The 20,695-nt window shown below is 28.2% G+C and carries 17 protein-coding genes and 1 other annotated feature; of the genes, 2 read left to right on the top strand and 15 right to left on the bottom strand.

The window, feature by feature from the left end:
• Positions 1–33 precede the first annotated feature (33 nt).
• The 7 genes from ACTNBA_RS00600 to ACTNBA_RS00570 all read right to left on the bottom strand — a co-directional run bounded on the left by ACTNBA_RS00600 (position 34) and on the right by ACTNBA_RS00570 (position 7,555).
• Positions 34–2,019, bottom strand: coding sequence for an ABC transporter permease (locus tag ACTNBA_RS00600; RefSeq protein ID WP_441071738.1), 1,986 nt, complete (start codon positions 2,017–2,019; stop codon positions 34–36).
• Positions 2,009–2,779, bottom strand: coding sequence for an ABC transporter ATP-binding protein (locus tag ACTNBA_RS00595; protein WP_035133213.1), 771 nt, complete (start codon positions 2,777–2,779; stop codon positions 2,009–2,011). Before ACTNBA_RS00595 ends, ACTNBA_RS00600 begins: the two co-directional genes overlap by 11 nt.
• Before the next feature lie 94 nt (positions 2,780–2,873).
• On the bottom strand, positions 2,874–3,932 hold the full coding sequence (locus ACTNBA_RS00590; RefSeq protein ID WP_441071735.1) for a sensor histidine kinase: 1,059 nt from the start codon (positions 3,930–3,932) through the stop codon (positions 2,874–2,876).
• Positions 3,933–3,971: 39 nt separating this feature from the next.
• A complete protein-coding gene (locus tag ACTNBA_RS00585; RefSeq protein WP_441071733.1) occupies positions 3,972–4,643 on the bottom strand; it encodes a response regulator transcription factor in 672 nt (223 codons plus the stop codon).
• 89 nt (positions 4,644–4,732) lie between these two features.
• Positions 4,733–5,287 (bottom strand): histidine phosphatase family protein, encoded by a 555-nt coding sequence (locus ACTNBA_RS00580; RefSeq protein ID WP_441071731.1) that lies wholly within the window; start codon positions 5,285–5,287, stop codon positions 4,733–4,735.
• Positions 5,288–5,315: 28 nt separating this feature from the next.
• Entirely contained in the window at positions 5,316–6,143 is an 828-nt protein-coding gene (locus tag ACTNBA_RS00575) for a MerR family transcriptional regulator (RefSeq protein ID WP_441071729.1), read from the bottom strand.
• A 92-nt stretch (positions 6,144–6,235) separates the two neighbouring features.
• A complete protein-coding gene (locus ACTNBA_RS00570; RefSeq protein WP_441071726.1) occupies positions 6,236–7,555 on the bottom strand; it encodes an MATE family efflux transporter in 1,320 nt (439 codons plus the stop codon).
• Between the two features lie 268 nt (positions 7,556–7,823).
• Here ACTNBA_RS00570 and ACTNBA_RS00565 point away from each other — a divergent pair, with 268 nt between their 5' ends.
• On the top strand, positions 7,824–9,515 hold the full coding sequence (locus ACTNBA_RS00565) for an FUSC family protein (protein ID WP_441071724.1): 1,692 nt from the start codon (positions 7,824–7,826) through the stop codon (positions 9,513–9,515).
• A 169-nt stretch (positions 9,516–9,684) separates the two neighbouring features.
• Here ACTNBA_RS00565 and pepF read toward each other — a convergent pair whose 3' ends face one another.
• The 5 genes from pepF to ACTNBA_RS00540 form a co-directional block, all read right to left on the bottom strand.
• Positions 9,685–11,484, bottom strand: coding sequence for an oligoendopeptidase F (gene pepF / locus ACTNBA_RS00560; protein WP_441071722.1), 1,800 nt, complete (start codon positions 11,482–11,484; stop codon positions 9,685–9,687).
• Between the two features lie 82 nt (positions 11,485–11,566).
• Positions 11,567–11,989 (bottom strand): hypothetical protein, encoded by a 423-nt coding sequence (locus tag ACTNBA_RS00555; protein ID WP_441071720.1) that lies wholly within the window; start codon positions 11,987–11,989, stop codon positions 11,567–11,569.
• Between the two features lie 400 nt (positions 11,990–12,389).
• Complete coding sequence (locus ACTNBA_RS00550; protein WP_035133205.1) at positions 12,390–12,719, bottom strand: winged helix-turn-helix transcriptional regulator; 330 nt, start codon at positions 12,717–12,719, stop codon at positions 12,390–12,392.
• Positions 12,720–12,859: 140 nt separating this feature from the next.
• Positions 12,860–13,450, bottom strand: coding sequence for a TlpA family protein disulfide reductase (locus ACTNBA_RS00545; RefSeq protein ID WP_441071717.1), 591 nt, complete (start codon positions 13,448–13,450; stop codon positions 12,860–12,862).
• A gap of 9 nt (positions 13,451–13,459) precedes the next feature.
• Positions 13,460–14,137, bottom strand: a complete 678-nt coding sequence (locus tag ACTNBA_RS00540; protein ID WP_441071715.1) for a cytochrome c biogenesis CcdA family protein — start codon at positions 14,135–14,137, stop codon at positions 13,460–13,462.
• 201 nt (positions 14,138–14,338) lie between these two features.
• Here ACTNBA_RS00540 and ACTNBA_RS00535 point away from each other — a divergent pair, with 201 nt between their 5' ends.
• Positions 14,339–16,069 (top strand): WG repeat-containing protein, encoded by a 1,731-nt coding sequence (locus ACTNBA_RS00535; RefSeq protein ID WP_441071713.1) that lies wholly within the window; start codon positions 14,339–14,341, stop codon positions 16,067–16,069.
• 96 nt (positions 16,070–16,165) lie between these two features.
• Here ACTNBA_RS00535 and ACTNBA_RS00530 read toward each other — a convergent pair whose 3' ends face one another.
• From ACTNBA_RS00530 to hflX, 3 genes are all read right to left on the bottom strand, one after another.
• Positions 16,166–16,933, bottom strand: coding sequence for a MerR family transcriptional regulator (locus ACTNBA_RS00530; protein WP_035133202.1), 768 nt, complete (start codon positions 16,931–16,933; stop codon positions 16,166–16,168).
• 147 nt (positions 16,934–17,080) lie between these two features.
• Positions 17,081–18,415 (bottom strand): branched-chain amino acid transport system II carrier protein, encoded by a 1,335-nt coding sequence (gene brnQ, locus ACTNBA_RS00525; protein ID WP_441071711.1) that lies wholly within the window; start codon positions 18,413–18,415, stop codon positions 17,081–17,083.
• A 202-nt stretch (positions 18,416–18,617) separates the two neighbouring features.
• Positions 18,618–18,887: a binding site (T-box leader), on the bottom strand.
• A 78-nt stretch (positions 18,888–18,965) separates the two neighbouring features.
• Positions 18,966–20,213, bottom strand: coding sequence for a GTPase HflX (hflX, locus tag ACTNBA_RS00520; RefSeq protein WP_441071709.1), 1,248 nt, complete (start codon positions 20,211–20,213; stop codon positions 18,966–18,968).
• Positions 20,214–20,695: the final 482 nt, after the last annotated feature.

Genomic DNA, 20,695 nt, shown 5'->3' with positions numbered 1-20,695 from the left:
TATACTAATATATTATAAAGTTTAAACTTTTTATTAATTTCCTTTAATCATTTTTTTACTTCCAGAATAGGTGGCTAAGAAGTATCCACCATAAACTATTACTAATACCACCGATGCAACTACTATATGATCCACCATGCTTGCACCTCCAAATATAGCTACTATATCTGAAGCCAATTTTAATCCTACTATAGAGTGAACTATAGCTAAGGATAAGGGCATCATAAAGTAAATTGCTACTTGGGTTAATACAGAGTGATTTATCATAGATTCATCTACTCCAACTTTTCTTAGAAGATTATATCTTTCTGTGTTATCTGCAGATTCTGATAACTGTTGAAGGGCTAATACCGCTGCTGAAGTAATTAGGAATATAATTCCCATGTATATGGCAAGGTATGATGCTAAAGCTCCTAGTCCTGTAGACTGCTCCTTAATTTCTTCCTTAGTAATATATCTAGTATTTAAATCATCATTGCCATTATATTCTCTAATATTAACATCTAAAGCTTCTCTTATCTCACTACCATCCCCACTATAGTTCAAATTCAAATATCCCCTAGTGGGAGTTAGACCCTCTACTATAGAATCCTCTACTAAAAATACACAAAAATTTTGCTTCATCATAGAAGAATAAGTTACTACCTCTAAAACATTACCATGATATGGTTTTAGTTTATTACCACCTATAGTAATTTCTTTTCCACTATCTACAGTTTCTTGTAAATTTTTAATCATATCGCTTATATCTCCAAAGACCGCATATTCTCCAGCCTTAAGTTTTACTTCTTCTCTATTTAACATTTTCATTATTTTATTAAAATCCGATACCTTCATAACACTAATTGGTAAATTCTTAAATACAGGATAATAGTTATTTCCATCTTCTAAGCCTTTTTCACTTAAAAAATCTCTATAGTTAACTCCACTATCATATTCCTTATAGCTTACATAGTTATCTTCATATTTTGATATATCTACATTATATTTTTTTAACACAGTGTCTACATCTTCTCCTTCATTGTCCCAAAAGCTCATATCGAATTGAGTTAAATCCTCAATTTCAGTATTCATAGCGGTACTAATTCCAAGTCCTCCTGAAAGAGTACATATAGCTACAAATAGCATTAAACATATAAAGGTCATAGATATAAAGGTAGTGTTAATTTTACTATTTATTTGTCTTAACACAAACATATTTAAATTTCTTAAATAAAACTTCTTACTACTTTGAACTACCTTGAGTAAGAATCCTGCAAGGGAAAAGAAAAATAGAAATGTTCCTACAGCTCCAAGTGCAATGGCTATTAATATATTTTTATCAAAACTAGCTATTCCATTTTTAAGCACTATGTAATATCCACTTCCTATGGTTATTACACTAATTATAAATACAACTACAGAAGTCCATATGTTTTTTATTTTCATTTTTTCATTAAACTTAGCAGAAGTTAATAGATTTATTAGTTTTACTTTTCTTACTATAATGGAGTTAAAAATAAGAATTATAAGGTATATAACACCGAAGCAAAGAATAGTTTTTATAAAGGCGTCCATAGAAAATATAAACCTAAACCCTGTTAAATCCACTTTAAAAAGTTTTGCTGTAACTACAGATAGTCCTTGTGATAAAAATATTCCTAATATAAGACCTAATGCTAAAGAAATTACTCCTATCATCATAGTCTCTATAAATAATAAGGAGGATAATCTAGAGTTTTCCATACCTAAGGTCATATAAACTCCAAATTCCTTTTTTCTTCTTTTAATTAAGTAATTATTGGCATAGACTATCAAAAAACCTAGTATAAAAGAAATAAATATTGATGCTACTCCCATAATTTTACTTATTAAGTGAAACATATTTTTATGCATTTCACTAACTTCCATTAAAATACTTTGAGCTTCAATGGAGTTAAAGGTGTAAAATATACATACCCCAAATACTAGAGTTAAGAAATATATAGTATAATCCTTAAAACTTCTTTTTAGATTCCTAGCAGCTAATTTAAAATACATCTCTTTGGTCACCTCCAAGTAGAGTTACCACTTCAATTATCTTATTAAAGAATTCCTTCCTTGAATCCTTTCCTCTAATTAACTCATTAAATATTTTACCATCCTTTATAAACAGAATTCTACTAGCATAGCTAGCTGTAAAGGCGTCATGAGTTACCATCATAATAGTAGCTCCTAAATTAGTATTAAGCTCCTCCAAGCTTTCTAGTAACATCTTTGCTGATTTTGAATCTAAAGCACCTGTAGGCTCATCTGCAAGAACTAAAGATGGATTTGTAATTATAGCTCTAGCTGATGCTACTCTTTGTTTTTGACCACCTGACATTTCATAGGGATATTTATTTAAGACTTCCTCTATATTTAAACTCTTAGCAACCTCTTCAACTCTTCTATTAATCTCTTTGTGATTTACCTTTCCAATAGTTAGTGCTAATGCAATATTTTCATAGGCAGTTAAGGTATCTAAAAGATTAAAGTCTTGAAATATAAAACCTAAATTTTCTCGTCTAAATCTAGCTAATCCCTTAGAATTTATTGAAGTTACATCCTTTCCTTCAATATGAATATGACCACTAGTTACCTTATCTATGGTGGATATACAGTTTAACAAAGTTGTTTTTCCACTACCTGAAGCCCCCATTATTCCTATGAATTCTCCTTCTTCCACAGAGAAACTAATATTATTTATGGCCTTAGTTATATTACCATTACTTCCATAGTACTTTTCTATATTACTTACTTTTAATACTTCTTTATTCATTTTCTTTCCTCCTGTTCTCTATACCTATATATTACATGTATAGAAAATATCCATCCATAGAAAAACCTAACAGAAATCTTACGTTTTTGTTAGGTTAATCTTTTAATATGAACATTTTATTTATAGGAAACAAGATAGATACTGTACTACCTTTATAAGCTTTAGACCTTATCTTTATACCAAGCCCTAATTTTTCGCAGAGATTTTTACAAAGGTATAAGCCTATTCCTGTGGATTTTCCAAAGATTCTTCCATTTTCTCCGGTGTACCCTTTTTCAAATACTTTACCAATAGAGCTTTCGCCAATACCTATACCATTATCTTCTATGTTTAGAATAATGTCCTCTTCCTTTTCTATGCAATATATTTTAATAGTGTCTTGTTTTTTATGCTCTTCACCTAATGAGTTTTTTCTAACACTTTTAGGAAATTTCATATATTTAATAGAATTTGATATAATTTGATTTAATATAAATTCTACCCATTTACTATCCGCATAAACGATTTTATCTACATTATCAATTTCAATTTTAATTCCTTTCTCAATAAGAACTCTAGCATTCCTTTTTATTGTTGCATTAATACAGTTTTTAAGACTTATTTCTCTAATCATATAGTCCTTCTCTATATTATTACTTCTAGTATAAAAAAGAGCTTGCTCTATATAATTTTCTACCTTATCTAAATCTTCCTCTATACTCTTTGTAATGGGAGATGGGTTATTTTCTATGGTTAATCTACTAGATGCAATAGGTGTTTTAATTTCATGAACCCACAACTCTATATAATCTTTATATTCACTATTTTTAATGGTTAATGTAGATATTTCATCGTTCATAGCCTTATCTGTCTCTTGAATTACTTCGTATAAAATTCTTCCCTCTAAGAAGTTAGGCTCCTCTATAACTTCAGAAATAAGATATTTCTTATCTAGATTATTTAAGCCTTGCAAAAGATTATTATAAAATTTTCTTTTTGTAAAATAATCATATATATAAAATAAGGATGAGCCTATAAAGTTCAGAACTTCCACAAAAAAAATGGCATAGATATCTACCTTTAATGCTTTTAACAATATTCCTGTAAATAGAAAAATTATTGCATTTATAATCAAAAAAACAATTTTTTCTTTTATATACTCTTTAAAACTCATTAAAATTTCCTTCCTTTAGGTTTAACTTATTTTAATGTTCTAAGATAAAATATACCCCTGACCTCTTTTAGTTTGTAAATAGCCAACAGCTCCTATTTCCTCTAATTTTTTTCTTAGTCTATTTATGTTTACAGTTAAAGTATTATCATCTACAAACTCATCAGATTGCCATAGACATTTCATAAGTTCATCTCTAGATACTATCTTTTCCTTACTTTTAATTAATGTATAGAGAATTTTACTTTCATTTTTAGTTAATTCTTGTTTTTTATCATCAAACTCTATTTCACTGGTAGAAAGATTATATTTAAGTCCTCTACAATCAAAAATCTCCATATCATTACTTCTATAAGTTCTTCTAATAATTGAAGCAATCCTAGCTAATAATATTTCAGTGTTATATGGTTTAGTAATAAAATCATCAGCCCCTAAATTCATACTCATTAATTCGTCCATATCACTATCTCTACTAGTTACAACAATAATAGGCACGCTAGAGGTTTTTCTTATTTCTCTACAGATATAGTATCCATCATAATATGGTAAATTAATATCTAATAATATTAAATTAGGTTCTGCCTCTAAAGCCTCCTCTACTATGTTCTCAAAATTATCAGAGGTTATAATGTCATATCCATATCTATTTAAAAAAGTACCTAGTTCTCTTCTAATCTTTTCTTCATCTTCAATAATAAAAATCTTTTCTTTCATAAGTTAACCACCTCATCTATGATTATATCTAATTGAGTTTATTTTAACAAAATCTATTATGTTTCTTCAAAGAAAATTTTTATCTTATTCTAAGCCTTCCATACTCTCTTAATATCTACTATACTTTCTATATCATTAGTTTCAAATCTCAATAAATATACATCTGGATTACTTAAGTTCTTCCAAAAATCAAAACCTGAAACCTTATCAAAATACCTCATTATTAAAGAAAATAACTCTCCATGGGTGACTATTGCTACATTTTCCTCTTCCAACTTTAAAATATCTGTTAAAGCTTCAATGGCCCTTTTAGTAGCTTCATTTGAAGATTCTCCTCCATGAAAGGTTATATCCATATCTTCATAGGCTGCTAATAAATAAGGTGTGTAATCATCTACCACATGAGGTAGTAATAACTTTTCTTTTACTCTTTCATCAATATTTATTTCTAACCCTAAATGCTTTGCAAAAGGTGTTATTGTCTTTATAGCCCTTACATAGGGACTAGATACAATATAATTAATACTATACTTTAGTAAATAGTCCTTTAATTCTAATGCTTGTTCTATACCAACCTCTGTTAACTCTGCCTCAGCTGGCTGTCCATATGCCTTACAATGTCTAATTAAATAAATGTTCTTCATGCTATCTCTCCTATATTGTCATTTAAAATTACTTATTCTCATCTATTAAAATTTGAATTTGTCCTAAAGCTTTTTCTTCTTTATCTATCCCGCATCTTGTCATTATATATATCTCATAAAAACTTCCACTAACTATTATATTATTTTTTTCAATATACTCAACTAACTTTCTGTAATATTTACTTGTATCTTTATAATCATCATCAAAATTTATTGTAATATAATTTCCTGATTTTAGTGTAATTACTTTCTTTTCATCTATATCCATGTTTTCATTTATACTTATCATTAAATTATTATAAGTTAACTTTTCTTGATTTTTAAAGTCTTCATAAGATGTTGGAAAAACTAACTCTTTATTAGTGCTTCCATACTTTTTTTCAATATATCCTAAGGTTTTAGATAGATTTATTTCAAATTCTTCTGTATATCTATGGGTATTACTATATTTTATAAATTTTCTTTCAGTACAATATTTTATAAAAGGCTCATTTATTCCCTCTTTTAATACTGTTTGAATTCTATCCTCTAAGAAACATATATTATTTTTTATGCTTTCTAACTCTTTTATCTTTTCTTCTACTATTTCTTTTTGCTTTGTTATTATATCTAAAATAGAGTTAACGGAAGTGTAATTATTCACTAGTATTTTTATTTCATCTAGAGATAACCCCATAGCTTTACATTGTTTTATCAAATCTAAAATTATAAAGTGTTTTACTGAGTAGTATCTATACTTACTCTTTTCATTTACATAGGCCGGCTTTAACAATCCAATTTTGTCATAATGCCTCAATGTTTGTATAGAAATATTATGTAATTTAGATACTTCACCAATTGAGAATCTTGTATCCATATACTCTCACCCCATTATTATTATATCCTAAATTTCAAAAATAGGCTGTCCAAAATCCTTAAATTTTGGACAGCCCTCTACTATTCTAAATTTTATGCACTTAATACTTCTTTAGTAGATACTCTTATATTAGCGACTATACTTATAGTTATAAATGTAAGGCTTTCCGATAATATTGTACCTGCCCAAATTCCATTCGCTCCAAAGACTTTATAAAGTATCATTAGTGAAATTGGCAAGTAAATAACAGACCTTAAAAGACAACTTAAATTTGAGTATTTTGGCATCTCTAAGGCTTGGAAATAAACTAATGTATTTAAATTTATTCCAACGGCAAAATAACTTACACTTGCTATTCTAAGCGCTATATATGCAAGATTTGCAATTACAGGATCTGCTGTAAATATACCTATAAGTGCTGGACCAAATATAAAACATATTATAACAGAGAAACCACTAATTATTGTTGAAGATATACATGTTATCTTGAAAAATCCTAGCATTTGTTCTCCATCTTTTTTACCAAAATTATAGCTAATAAGAGGTTGTACTCCTAAAGTCAAGCCATAAAGAACCATATATATATTTGTTGTTATATAGTTAATTATACTATAGGCTGAAATTCCTTTTTCTCCAATAAACATAACTAAAACAATATTATGTATTAATACCATTATTGAATAACTTCCTTGAGCAAAAAAAGACGGAAATCCTATTAAACAAAATTCTTTTAAATCCCTTTTATTTATTTTTACATTACCAAAGGTTAAATAACCTTTCTTCATAATAAAATGTGGCAATAACACAGATACTGTAATAATTTGACCAAGGCCTGTAGCTATTGCAGCTCCCTTTATGCCTAATCCAAATTTAAATATAAATATATAATCTAAGATAATATTAGTTACTGCTCCTGCAATTGTTGATATCATGGCAAGCTTTGGCCTTCCATCATTTCTTACAAAACTACTTAGTACTATTCCTATCAAGTTAGGGATACAAAAGATTGCATAAAATCTTAAATATTCCACTGCTAATCCTTTCAAACTAGTTGTTGCTCCTAAAATAGTTACTATTTGTTCTGTGAATATAATACATGTAATACTTATAATGCCGCTAGTTATTAAAAGAAACTTAAATACTTGTCTAAAAATAATTACTGCTCTATCTATATTATTTGCACCTATGTTTTTCGACACTAAAGTTCCTCCACCTATGGCAAACATTGAAGCAAGTCCAAATAACATCACGGTAAAGGGAAGTACAATATTTACTGCTGCCAATGCTAAATCACCGACACCTTGCCCAACAAATATTCCATCTACTACTGTATATAAAGATGATATGAACATGGCAAGGGCAGAAGGCACTGCATATTTAAAAAATTCTTTCAATCTATTCTCTTTTTCCATACTTTATTCTCCTTTGTTTTTTATACTACCTTATACATAATAAAGTCTATCCTTAGTATAGAGTCAATAGTTTTTTTCATATATATCCATAAATTATATATCTATCTAATGAATAGATTGTTATTATCTTTGTAAATATTTCACACCCACGTATATGCTAATTAGATAAAATAAGGATCTAAATAAAAATAATTAAATTTATTATTGCAATTTATATTTTACTTATGATAATATTGCTTCTTGTATATCAAAAAAGGAGAGAAGTAGAATGAATAAAAAGAATGTATTAACAAAAACCATATTATTTATTGCTATTATCTTATTCATTAATGTTTTTATTGGTATTTTTGGTGATGCCAATAAACTTCTTGGAGTTGGAATAATAACAGTAGCCTTATGTTTATTAGAAAGAGATTTAACAACATGCCTATGGGCTAATTTAAGTAAATTATTAGTTATAAATTTAATTTTAGGAATATCCGCATTTTTATCATCTGGTAATATATGGATAGGTTTAATTATAAATTTTCTAGTACTATTTACCCTAGCATATCTATTCAGTTATAATTTAAGAAAATCTATTGTTGTACCTTTTGGACTTCAATACTTATTTATGCTATATACTCCAGTGTATGGTAATAATTTTTTAAAGAGAATATTAGCATTAGCTTTTGGAGCATTGTTTACCATGGCCATTCAATTGTTAGCTAACAAGGATAAAATGTCCAAAGTAGGTATGAAAAAAGTAGACAACATTTTAGAAAATGTATTATTAAAACTTAATCTATTAAAAGAAAACTTAGATTTAAACACTATCAACTTAAGTATAGAAGAGTCTATAAAAACTTTAAAAAAGATGGTGTATGATAAAAGAGTAAAAAACTTTTATTTAACTAATGATGGAAAAATTATAACTAATATAATATGTACAATAGAACGATTTAATATTTTATTAGATAAATTAAAACTTGAAAATAAAGACGAAAACTATATATATTTTTTAGGAGATTTATACACTTCCTTGAGAAATATAAAAGATAAAAACTATAATTCTAATAATTTATGTGTAAATTACTTAAATATTGACTCAAATATGCTATATGTACAAGAATTTAAAAACATAATAGAAACACTAAGCAGCCTAATGTGCCAAATAGAAAATTTAAATAAAAAAAATAAAATTTCTATAGACTATAATGAGAGAATACCAAATCACTTTCAAAATTTACATATTCGAAAAAGAAATTTTAGTATAAGGGACTTAAGAGTATCCTATGGAGTAAAATTAGGTATTGCTGGTGCTTTAACAGCTTTTATAACTGAATATTTTAAGCTACCAGAAGGAAGATGGCTTACTTATACTATATTTGCCTTAATTCAACCATACTCAGAGAACTGTAAGATAAAATCAAGGCAAAGAATAGAAGGAACATTAATAGGAGCTTTATTAATAATTATTTTATTTACTTTAATAAAAAATCCTAATGCTAGATTTTTAATAATTCTTTTAACTGGATATTTAAATCCTTTTGCAACAAATTACAAATACTTAGTTATATGCATTACAGTATCATCAATAGCTACAATTGCATTATCTGGTGCTCTTGTTAAAATTACTTTGATAAGAATAATGTTTGTTATAATAGGAACTGGAATAGCATTATTAGTTAATAATTACATACTCCCTTATAAAATTAAGGATGGTAGTGAAAAGTTAGTAAAAACCTATAATGAACTTGTTAATCAAATGATTAAAGATATAAAGGATAGCGAAAGCGAACATGGCATAATGAATCTATTTTTATTACCTGCCTTTATACAAGATAGAATGGAACTAATTAACTTTGGAAAAGACTGCAGTAAAGAAAAAAAATTCATAAATAATCAAAGAATATTAGTAAACAGCATATATTATAATCACTTATCATTTAATATAAAAAAATGCATTAGTGACCTTTAATATAGTTGATAATTTTCTAAACACATAATAGCAATTTTTATATTGCAATAAAAAATAAAGATGATTTCAAAGTACATAATTATTTTAAAATCATCTTTATTTACTATTATAACCTAAAAAATCTTAATATATTTAAATTCACTTTCCAATATTCCAAGTATAATTTTTCTTATAATTCTTTTTCAAGCATAGCCAAAAGTTCATCAAATCTATTAATAGTATCTTCTAAAGGCTTCGGTGTAGTCATATCTACCCCAGCTTTTTTTAGTATTTCAATTGGATAGTCACTACATCCAGCTTTTAAGAAGCCTTTATATTTTTCAACTGCCTCTTCCCCTTCATTAAGAATTTTTTCATAGAAAGAGTTAGCTGCTGCAAAACCTGTTACATATTGATATACATAGAAATCTCTATAAAAATGAGGAATCCTTGCCCATTCAATGTCAATTTCACTATCCACTACCATAGTATCTCCAAAGTAGTTAACATTTAAGTCATGATAAATCTTGCATAAATCATCACTAGATAAAGCTTCCCCCTGCTCCATTTTTTCATGGACAATCATTTCAAACTCTGCAAACATGGTCTGTCTGAATACAGTAGTTCTAATTCCTTCAAGTTGTTGATTTATTAAATATAGTCTTTTAGCTTTATCTTTTTCATTTTTTATTAAATAGTCTATCAATAAACACTCATTAGTAGTAGATGCCACTTCAGCACAGAATAATTCATAATCAGCATAGGTATATGGTTGATTGTTTCTTGAATAATAGGAGTGTATGCTATGCCCCATTTCATGAATTAAAGTAGATACATCATTCACTTGATTTTTATAGTTTAATAAGATATATGGCATAGAGGTATAGCTACCACTAGAGTAAGCTCCTCCTCTTTTTCCCTTGTTCTCATAAACATCAATCCAACCTTCTTTAACACCTTTACTAAAGATATCAATGTACTCTTTCCCCATTGGCTCTAGAGCTTTTTCACAAAGAGCTACTCCTTCTTCAAAAGCTATATTAAACTTTGGTGCATCAATAATTGGCACATATAAATCATACATATGAATTTCATCTAAGTTAAGTAATTTCTTTTTTAACTCTACATATCTATGAAGGGAATCTATTCTTTTATTCACTGTGTTTACTACATTTTTATATACTTCCACAGGAATTTTATTAGGTTTTAAAGATGCTTCAAGACAAGAGTTATATTTTCTAATTTTACTTTCAAAAATAAAGTTCTTAACAGAAGCAGTATACGAAGTTGACACGGTATTTTCATAATTCTTATAAGTTTTAAATAGCACCTCAAAGGCTTCTTTTCTGACTTTTCTGTCTTTACTTGTGATAAATACTGAATAATTTGAAGCTGTAAGCTCTACTTCGTTACCCTCTTCATCCTTTATTTTTGGAAAGGTTATATCAGCATTAGTAAGCATAGTGAATATATTACTTGGCGCACTTAGACAATCACTAACATTTGCTAATATATTCTCTTCTGCTTCACTTAAAATATGAGGTTTACCTTCAAATATATTTGTAATATATCTTTCATAATGTTTTAATCCAGAAGTATTTTCTATAAGCTTCTTAATATCTTCCACTTCCATAGTTAACAGTTCTGGAAGGAAAAATGAAATTAATCCACTAAATTCAGCTCCAAAAGTAGATATTTTATCCATCATAACTTGATATTTAGAGTTAGATTTATTTTCATCACTTCTTAAGTGAGCATATACTACTAAATCCTCATATAAACTTGCCATCTCTTCATATTGATGTAAGTAATCTAATAGTTTAGCTCCTATACTAAGGTGTCCCTTAAATTCTAAAAGACTTGGAGATTTTTCCTTTAATTTTTTAAAATCTTCTTCCCACTTTTCATCAGTGGCGTACATTTTATCTACTTTCCATTTATATTTTTCTTCGACTTCTTCTCTTGTCTTTATCTTTTCCATTGTTGCCATATTGCACCTCCATATTACTATTTAATGATAAAATTTTCCTTAATCACTATTATACCCTAATACATATTTTTTTGTAAAATATCTACTTCTTTTTACATAAGCCTCTAGTGTTTTCAATAACAGCTGCTCTAATTTTCTCCTTTATGTATGGATTATTATATATATGATCAGAGTTAAATTTACAACTATTCATTAATGAAATAAAAGTAATTCTTCTATTTCCTTTATTTAATCTAGCTATGGCTCTATCTATTTTTTTATCTATAGCTTGAATTTCCTTTTCAAACTTTATTTTTTCTAAAATATATCCTCTTAATTCAGGATACTTAAAAACAGTAATATTAGTAATATCAGCTACCTTTACTACACTGGCAAAAACTAATCTATCTTCTTTAGAAATTATAGCTTTGATTGCTTCATCTATGTCTAATTTATACTTACTTAAATTATCTGAATTCTTCACATCATTATAAAATTCATTATCTTTAGTTATGTAGTTTTCCATCTTAAGCTCCTTTTTAATCCTCTTATGTGTTTGCTTTTTAACTTAACATACTAATGAAAAGAACTAACAATATAGCTATTAAATCTTCATATTTTAGCATGTTTTTAATGCTCTACTTAAATGACAAACCCCTAAAACCCGCATGAACAGAACAACTATTTAAATAGTTATATATTTATATAGTTACCTATTTAAATAGGTATATTTTAAAATAGATTCATATTTAAATAGCTTAAATTATCATTACTAATAATCATTATAACTTATTTTATTAATACTTTAAAACCTGAATTTAATTGTAAGCTTAATATAAAAGGATATCTTAGCTTATTAACTTTAATAGCTTTAAGATATCCTTTTTATTTTTTTAATTTTGATTTCCCTCATTTATATTATAATCTTACTTGCAAGGCAAATTTTTTTCACCCCACAAAACCATTTGCTCAATAGTTGGGAGTAAGGATTTCCCCTTAGGTGTAAGATAATAAACTGACTCTACTTGATTGTTGTTTATCTCTTTTTCATTATCTATGATCTCGCTGTTTATAAGAATTTCTAGCTGCTGAGATAACATTTTCTTGCTACAACCCTTCATTCGACGATTTAATTCTCCAAATCTTTTACTATCCTTACTTAGTGACCAAATTATATTAGCTACCCACTTCTTGCCTAAAATATTTGCTAAAGCTTCTACTGGGCAGTGATATTCTTCATTATTTGCTACAAACATAACTTCTCTCCTTTAGTATATACCTGTAAAAATTTTTATATAATTAAATAAGTATACGCTATTAAGTATATATTATATCTGTATCATTTTTATTTAGCTACTATTAATACACTTTTTTCACTAATTATTAATAGTTTTATCTATTTCTTAATCCTCTCTATCATAGCATCTAAAAATTCTTCATTGACTACCCCAATTCTTTCCATAGTAATGAATCCTTCCTTATCTATAAAAACAGTTCTTGGTATACTTGCAACATTGTATTTATTAGCAAAATCTAAATCCTTATCATATAAAGTGAGCATATCATATTCATTATCTACCATGAACTTTTTAGCACTTTCTGCAGTTTCTCTTTGTCCATCTGTCATATTTATCATTAATATTTTAACATTGTCTCCATATTTTTTATTTGCGTCTTTAAATAGCGGCATTTCACTCTGGCAAGGTCCACACCAACTAGCCCAATAGTTTAGTACCACTGGTGTGCCCTTGTAATCTGATAGTTTAACTTCCTTTCCATCTTCATCATATACTGTAAAATCTACAGCTTTGGCCTTTGTATCCTCTGTCTTACCTTCCTCACCAGTGATAAGACTATCACTTATTCCTTTATTGTTATTTTTCTCATTTTCATTATATCGAGATGATAGTTCATTATATCCTAGATAAACCAATATAAAAAATATAATGAAACCTATAATCCATATAATTATATTCTTATTTTTCATAACTGCCTCCTAAAAACTTAAAATTGAAAGTATTTTATTTAAATATCCTGTCATCATTGCAATTCCAATAACTACAAGAATTATTCCAGAAATCCTGTTAATTATTTTATAATTTCTTTTTATAAAATCTAAGGTTTCCTTTAGCTTCCCTATCAAAATAGCAGATATAATAAAAGGGATTCCTAATCCTATACTATAAACAAATAGCATTAAAGTGCCCTTTAAAACCTGCTGACTATTAGCAGCAATCATCAGGGCTGATCCTAAAAATGTACCTACACATGGCGTCCATCCAATGGCAAAAACTACTCCAAATAAGATTGAAGAAATAAATTTTAGAGACTTAATCTTCATATCCATCTTAAAACTTCTCTCTAAAAATGAAATTCTAAGTAAACCCATATAGTTTAGACCAAATATAACTATTATTGTTCCACCTATTATATTAAGTAGTGTATAGTAATTTCTAATAAAGCTTCCAAAAGTCCCTGCTAAGGTTCCTAACAGTGTAAATATTATTGTAAAACCAATTACAAATCCTAAAGCATTTATTAAAGTATTATTTTTCTTTCCATCTTCTAAATTATTATCTCCCGCAAAGTAAGAAATATATATAGGCAACATTGGTAAAACACATGGAGATATGAAGGTTATAATTCCTTCTAAAAATAATAAAATATATTCCATATCTTACTCCTTTCAAAGTTATTTACACTAAATATATCAATATACACTTAACCTTTCAATTGGTCACCTTTTAGTAACCTTTATTATGATATACCTATATGTAATAATTAATTCTTAATAATGTTAAACTTTATAAATTCATTGAAACATATTAAATAAACTTAAATACACTAATATTAAGTAATGAATAGGAGAGTATTTATGAGTGATTTTAAGGGAGCTTGCATAAATTTATATCCAGCTCTAACCAATACACAAAAAGGAAGTTTATACGGATATATCGATTCTAAAGGAAACTTCATTATATCGCCTAACTTTTCTACAGCATCAAGCTTCAATGAAAATAGATTAGCTATAGTTTGCAAATATAATAATTGTGGTGTTATTAACATTAATGGGGAATATGTAATTCCACCTATATATAATTCTATAGAACCCTTTGTTGAATCTAGAGCTGTATATGTACAAGGAGACATTATGGGTGTTATAGATGAAGGCGGAAAAATAATTACTAAAAATCCATATACCTTTATCTCTAGCTATAGTGATTCTCTAGCCCTTGTTAGTATTAAAACTTCTTCAGATGACCAACTATATGGTTATATAGATATGGATGGTAATGAAGTACTACCACCAAATTATTTGGAAGGTAGTGACTTTAAAAATAACTATGCACTAGTTAAATCTCGTGATGGTACCTATCAAGTCATTGATAAAAGTGGAACTGTTATTACAACCTTTCCTTATAAATTTGTAGGTAATTATAATGAAGGTGTATTTACTTTTTCCGAAAGCCTAGGAGGGCTTATTGGTTATGTAGACATATATGGTCGTGTTCTTATAAAGCCTAAATTTACATCTGCTTCTCCTGTAAATGATGGATACATGGTAGTAAGCACCGCACCTAATTATAAAGGTAATTATGGAGTTGTAACTTTATCTGATCATATTCTATATCCTTTCATTTATGACTATATAAGATATGTTGGAGATAATAGATTTGCCCTAGGCATTTATCGTGGTAATAATGTTAATACTTCTTTTAATAGTATCTACGCGTTAGGAGACAACAAGGGCAATACCCTTACAGATTTTAAATTTTTAGATATTCAAAAATTTAAAAATGGATTAGCCTCTGCTTATAATCTTGAAAATAGTTTCTTTATAGACCTTAGTGGTAGAATTGTTAGAAACCTACCTGTAGTTAAAGGAACTGGCACCTTAGAGCTTCAATGTGACATTGTTTATGCCGATATAGACTATATTCCTTATTACCTGAATAGGAAGGGTGATATAATCTATAAACCCAATAATCGAATTAAATTAAATGATGAATATACTATACTAAAACTAAAATATAAGCCTAATGTAGATTATTTAGTATATTATCCTCAAATTAATCAGTCTACTCCATCTACAGTAATTGAAAACATCAATTCAAAATTAAGGGAATTGTGTGCTCTTAAGATAGTTGATCGTAATGAAGTTTTAGATTATAATCTCTATGGAAATTTTGAAACTTTATTCTTTAAAAAAGACTTATATATTCCAGAAATAAATACCTATTATTATCCTTTTGGCGCTGCTCATGGAATGACAGCTAGAAGCACACCAAATATTAACTTAAAAACTGGAGAGTTTTATTCCTTATCTGATTTATTTGATTGTACTACTCGTTGGATAGATGAAATAAATAAAATCATAGAAAATATGATAGAAACTGACCCTCAATATTCTTATGTATATGAAGATGGATTTAAAGGTATTACTAGTAACCAGAATTTTTATGTAGATGAAGATAATCTATATATATTTTTTGCACCTTATGAGATTGCACCTTATGCTGCTGGTTTTGTTACCTTCAAAATTCCTTTTGCAGATATAGATTCTCTACTTTGTAAAAAGGGAAGTTTTTATAACTCATTTAATTGATAAATAAGGGTGTCTCCAAAGCCTTACCTTAAGTTTATTTTAGTAAACTTATACTTTGGAGACACCCTTTCATATCCTTAAATTTTAATGTTTATATTAATATTTATCAGTTCCTGTATATATGAATATAGCATCCCTTAAAAAAGCTGCCATTCCTGGTTGTTTAGCATCATAATATGCTGTAAATCTTTCATCATCCACATACATTTGGGCAAGTCCTGCATGGGCTTCTTTACTGTAACTGCTCCAGTAATATTCTATCCATTTGCGATGTAATTCTGCTGTTTTCTGAGCTAGTTCTCCAGCTGGATTACCTGTTTTAAAAGCTGCTGATAAAGTATTCATAATTTCTTCTGCCAGGTTTGTTACTTCCTCATATTCTTTTTCTGACATAGCTTTTACTTTTGCATTAGATTTATTTACTTCCTCATCACCATATTTTTCTCTTATTTCTTTACCGTATTTCTTCTCATTTTTATCTATTAGTTTTTGTTTGAACCCTTCAAACTTTTCTTTATTACTCATCTTAATTCCTCCTTTTTTGTTAGCTATGGTCTTTTCAACATTAGCTATTAATAAATCTATTTGTTTTCTTTTTTCAAGGAGTTTAAGGCGATGTTCTATAAGTGCATTAATCCCATCAAAGGAAGGTTCATTTATTATATTTTTTATATCTATTAAACTAACCCCTAATTCTCTATAAAACAGTATTTGTTGCAGTCTATCAAGTTCCGCTTGCCCATAAATCCTATATCCTGATGAATTAATTCTTGCCGGCTTAAGAATTCCTATTTCATCATAGTATCTAAGGGTTCTTGTACTTATCCCTGCTAACTTACCTAAATTTTGCACTGTATATTCCATATTCTCACTCCTCCTAATATTCAATATACAGCTTTACGTAACGTGAATGTCAACAGTTTTATTAAAATTATTCCCCTTATAATTTTAATATACTTATCCCATGTCTTTCTTCTAGTTTATGTTGGAAATTATAGTGATAGAGTATTTTTATAATTCACTTACTTTACTATAGCTTATTTTTTCTTCAACTAACTTGTATACAGTTCCCAATACTATACCAATTAGCGCTGGCACCACCCATCCTAATCCTTTAGAATAGAGTGGTAACTTGCTAAATAAATTCACAATAAAGTTCCATTGTATTCCAACTTGTCCTAATGCATCAGCTACACTTACAATTCCTGTAAACAATATTGTTAATCCATATACCACTGTACTTCCATTAAAAAACTTATCTAGCATTGCAAGGACTATAAGCATTATTGCTATTGGATAAATTGCATTTAATACTGGTACTGATATAGCAAGAATTTTTGTTAATCCCATATTGGCAAGAATCATACTGGAAAGTGATAATATTCTAACCCAATTTTTATATGATAATTTACTATTTAATGCGGAAAAGTATTGACTACAGGAAGTTATAAGTCCAACACAGGTTGTAAGACAAGCTAATGTAAATATCACTGCTAACAGTACAGCACCTGGTTTTCCAAATATATAAGTCATGATATTTGTTAAAGTTTGTGCTCCATTTTCAGTAGTTCCAAATCTTCCTCCACTAGTTGCTCCTAGATGTGCCAGTATAGAATAAACTACTATTAATAATCCGCCTGCGCCTACACCAGCCTTTACAGATGTAGAGATAATTGCTTTTTCATCCTCAATTCCTTTAGATTTTATAGCTAAAGCTATAACTATTCCAAAATTTAAAGCGGCTATGGTATCCATAGTTAAGTATCCATCTAAAAAGCCTTTAACAAAAGGTGAATTTACATACTCTTCTGTGGCTACCCCATAACTACCTAATGGTCTGAAAATTGATGCTATAAAAATTAGTGAAATTAGTACTAATAGGATTGGTGTCAAAAACTTACCCATACGATCCACTAATTTAGCAGGGGTTAATGAAAGCCAATAAGCTACTGAAAAGAATATTAAAGTAAATATAAAAAGTGCCCAGATTTTTGATATACTTTCTGGCAAATATGGTGCTACAGCCATTTCAAAAGGTAAACTTCCAGCTCTTGGAATACCTAAACAAGGTCCAATAGATAAATATATAAGTACTGTAAATACCCCTGCAAATAACGGATTAACTCTTTTAGCCAAATTATGTAGTCCCCCTGATTTAGCCACTGCAACTACTCCTAAAACAGGAAATCCTACTGCTGTTATAAAAAATCCTGCCATAGAAATCCAAGTTGCTCCACCTGCTAATTGTCCTAGAAATGGTGGAAATATTAAATTTCCGGCTCCAAAGAATAATGAGAAAAGCATTAAGCTTATTAATACTAAATCTTTTTTTGATAAGTTGTTCATTTTTATTCCCCCTCGATTATGCTGTGAATTTTCTACTAGCTAATAATATCACCTTGAATATCCATAATGTTCCCCCTTTTCAGTTTATTAGTGCCTTAGTTCTCTTCTTTTAGCACTGATATACATCCAAAAGATCTTCTATGCCTTTACTTATTTACATTTTCAAATTTTAATGTAAAATAAAAAACCCGTCCCTTGAAAAACAAGGGACGGGTTAAACCGCGTTACCACCCTAATTCTGTAAACAAATCTAAAAACAATACATTAATAGATTCAATTACAACACTTAGATACGTATCTAACAATACGCTTTTCTTTTAACGGTGAAAGACTCCGGCAAAACCTACTAAAATATTTCGGCGTTGCTTCTCAGAGATGATTTTCAGTTGTATATTGAACATTGGCTTTCAGCAAAATGCCAACTCTCTTTGGAACAAAAATACTACTTACTTTTTCTCTTCATAGAATTTCTTGAATTTATATGCTATTAATATTATATGCATATTGAACTTCTGTCAATACTTTTTAATATTTTTTAATTATTTTTAATTTAGCCTATTACATATTCCCTATATTTTTCATAATCTATATTGGAACACTCAATAGATAACTCAGTACCATCATTTCTATATTTTCTATCTATAACTCTTGCATTATCATTTAAATAAGATAACAAATTTCCTTTATCATAAGGTATAAACATATTACAATTTATATAATTATTAAATACCTTATTAGATATAGTTTCTACAAGTTTATCTATACCTAAATTTTTCTTTGCTGATATATAAACTCCATTTTTTTCAGTTAAATAATCATCTACTAAGTCAATCTTATTATAAACATAAATCATAGGAACTGATTCTGCTCCTATCTCTTTTAATGTTTCATTTGTTACTTTAAGATGATGTTTATAATCTGGATTAGAAATATCTACAACATGGAGTAATAAGTCAGCTTCACAAACTTCCTCTAGGGTAGATCTGAAGGCCTTTATTAAATTGTGTGGTAAGTTACTTACAAACCCTACTGTATCTGACAATAAAAATTTTTTATTATCATCTAACTTTATGCTTCTTATAGACGTTTCTAAGGTTGCAAACAGCATATCTTTTTCAAAAACCTTTTTTTCTTCACTATCTTTAAATGTATCTATCATACTATTCATAATTGATGATTTCCCTGCATTAGTATATCCAACTAAGGCTATTTGGGGCACACTAGACTTTCTTCTTAAGTTACGCTGTGTTTCTCTTTGATGTTTTAGCTCTTCAAGCTCCTTGTTTAAGGCAGCTATTTTGGCCTCAATCTTTCTGCGATCAAGCTCTAACTTTTTCTCTCCAGCACCTTTGTTTTTTGTTCCTACACCTCCACTTTGACGACCTAAATTTTCATTAGCCCCAATTAGTCTTGGTAATAAATACTGAAGTCTTGCTACCTCTACCTGAAGTTTTGCTTCTCTAGTTTTTGCTCTTTCAGCAAATATACTTAGTATTAGTGCAGTTCTATCAATAACTTCACATTCAATAGCCTTTTCTATATTTCTTAATTGTGATGACGATAGCTCATTATTAAAAATTACTATGTCTACTTCTTCACTATTTACTAATGATTTTAATTCATCTAGCTTTCCACTTCCAATATAATGTGCCTTATTAATTTGTTTTGAATTTTGTGCAAGCTCTCCTATAGCTTCAATATCACAGGCCATACATAAATTCTTAAGTTCAACCATAGATTCTTCAAATCCATTTTCATTATTTATATTTATCCCTACAACTATTCCTTTTCTTTCCATTTCCATAATCTCCTTTAATCATACTATTTAAACTACTATAGTACGGATTCATGATTATAGAATTTTAACTTTAAAGTTTACTTCTTTAAAGAAATCTCCATGATATATACGGAGTAAATTCTACTATCTAAATCATATGTTTAGATAGCCACATTTAAGGCAACTCATAAATCCACCTTTTAGCCTCTTAATCTAACACTAAAAATTCCACTCTTAATTCTCATCTTACACGCCTCCATAACCTTGAATTATTTAATAAAAAAATACCTTGGCATAGAAAATTATCCATTTCTCTGCTCAAGGTATTATAATTACTTAATTAAAAAATATTATAAATTACATAAATAAAGCCTTAAATGACCCTATTATTATAAGCAGTATGGATTTTATTAAATTTCTTTAAAACTATAAATAATTTTTTCATTTCATACCGCTCCTTTTCTTTGTAATCATTTACCAATAATATAGCATACATTACTTCA

Origin of the sequence: Clostridium sulfidigenes (assembly GCF_052067195.1) — a bacterium.
Classification (GTDB): domain Bacteria; phylum Bacillota; class Clostridia; order Clostridiales; family Clostridiaceae; genus Clostridium_J; species Clostridium_J sulfidigenes.
This window is presented reverse-complemented; position numbering and strand designations above follow the sequence as displayed.

Excerpts from the sequence above, each read along its gene's own strand:
- ACTNBA_RS00530 (WP_035133202.1), bottom strand. The coding sequence starts at position 16,933 with ATGGAATATACAGTGCAAAATTTAGGTAAGTTAGCAGGGATAAGTACA.
- ACTNBA_RS00595 (WP_035133213.1), bottom strand. The coding sequence starts at position 2,779 with ATGAATAAAGAAGTATTAAAAGTAAGTAATATAGAAAAGTACTATGGA.
- ACTNBA_RS00555 (WP_441071720.1), bottom strand. The coding sequence starts at position 11,989 with ATGGAAAACTACATAACTAAAGATAATGAATTTTATAATGATGTGAAG.
- pepF (WP_441071722.1), bottom strand. The coding sequence starts at position 11,484 with ATGGCAACAATGGAAAAGATAAAGACAAGAGAAGAAGTCGAAGAAAAA.
- ACTNBA_RS00550 (WP_035133205.1), bottom strand. The coding sequence starts at position 12,719 with ATGTTTGTAGCAAATAATGAAGAATATCACTGCCCAGTAGAAGCTTTA.
- ACTNBA_RS00570 (WP_441071726.1), bottom strand. The coding sequence starts at position 7,555 with ATGGAAAAAGAGAATAGATTGAAAGAATTTTTTAAATATGCAGTGCCT.
- hflX (WP_441071709.1), bottom strand. The coding sequence starts at position 20,213 with ATGGAAAGAAAAGGAATAGTTGTAGGGATAAATATAAATAATGAAAAT.
- ACTNBA_RS00540 (WP_441071715.1), bottom strand. The coding sequence starts at position 14,137 with ATGGAATATATTTTATTATTTTTAGAAGGAATTATAACCTTCATATCT.
- brnQ (WP_441071711.1), bottom strand. The coding sequence starts at position 18,415 with ATGAACAACTTATCAAAAAAAGATTTAGTATTAATAAGCTTAATGCTT.
- ACTNBA_RS00575 (WP_441071729.1), bottom strand. The coding sequence starts at position 6,143 with ATGGATACAAGATTCTCAATTGGTGAAGTATCTAAATTACATAATATT.
- ACTNBA_RS00600 (WP_441071738.1), bottom strand. The coding sequence starts at position 2,019 with ATGTATTTTAAATTAGCTGCTAGGAATCTAAAAAGAAGTTTTAAGGAT.
- ACTNBA_RS00535 (WP_441071713.1), top strand. The coding sequence starts at position 14,339 with ATGAGTGATTTTAAGGGAGCTTGCATAAATTTATATCCAGCTCTAACC.
- ACTNBA_RS00580 (WP_441071731.1), bottom strand. The coding sequence starts at position 5,287 with ATGAAGAACATTTATTTAATTAGACATTGTAAGGCATATGGACAGCCA.
- ACTNBA_RS00585 (WP_441071733.1), bottom strand. The coding sequence starts at position 4,643 with ATGAAAGAAAAGATTTTTATTATTGAAGATGAAGAAAAGATTAGAAGA.
- ACTNBA_RS00590 (WP_441071735.1), bottom strand. The coding sequence starts at position 3,932 with ATGAGTTTTAAAGAGTATATAAAAGAAAAAATTGTTTTTTTGATTATA.
- ACTNBA_RS00545 (WP_441071717.1), bottom strand. The coding sequence starts at position 13,450 with ATGAAAAATAAGAATATAATTATATGGATTATAGGTTTCATTATATTT.
- ACTNBA_RS00565 (WP_441071724.1), top strand. The coding sequence starts at position 7,824 with ATGAATAAAAAGAATGTATTAACAAAAACCATATTATTTATTGCTATT.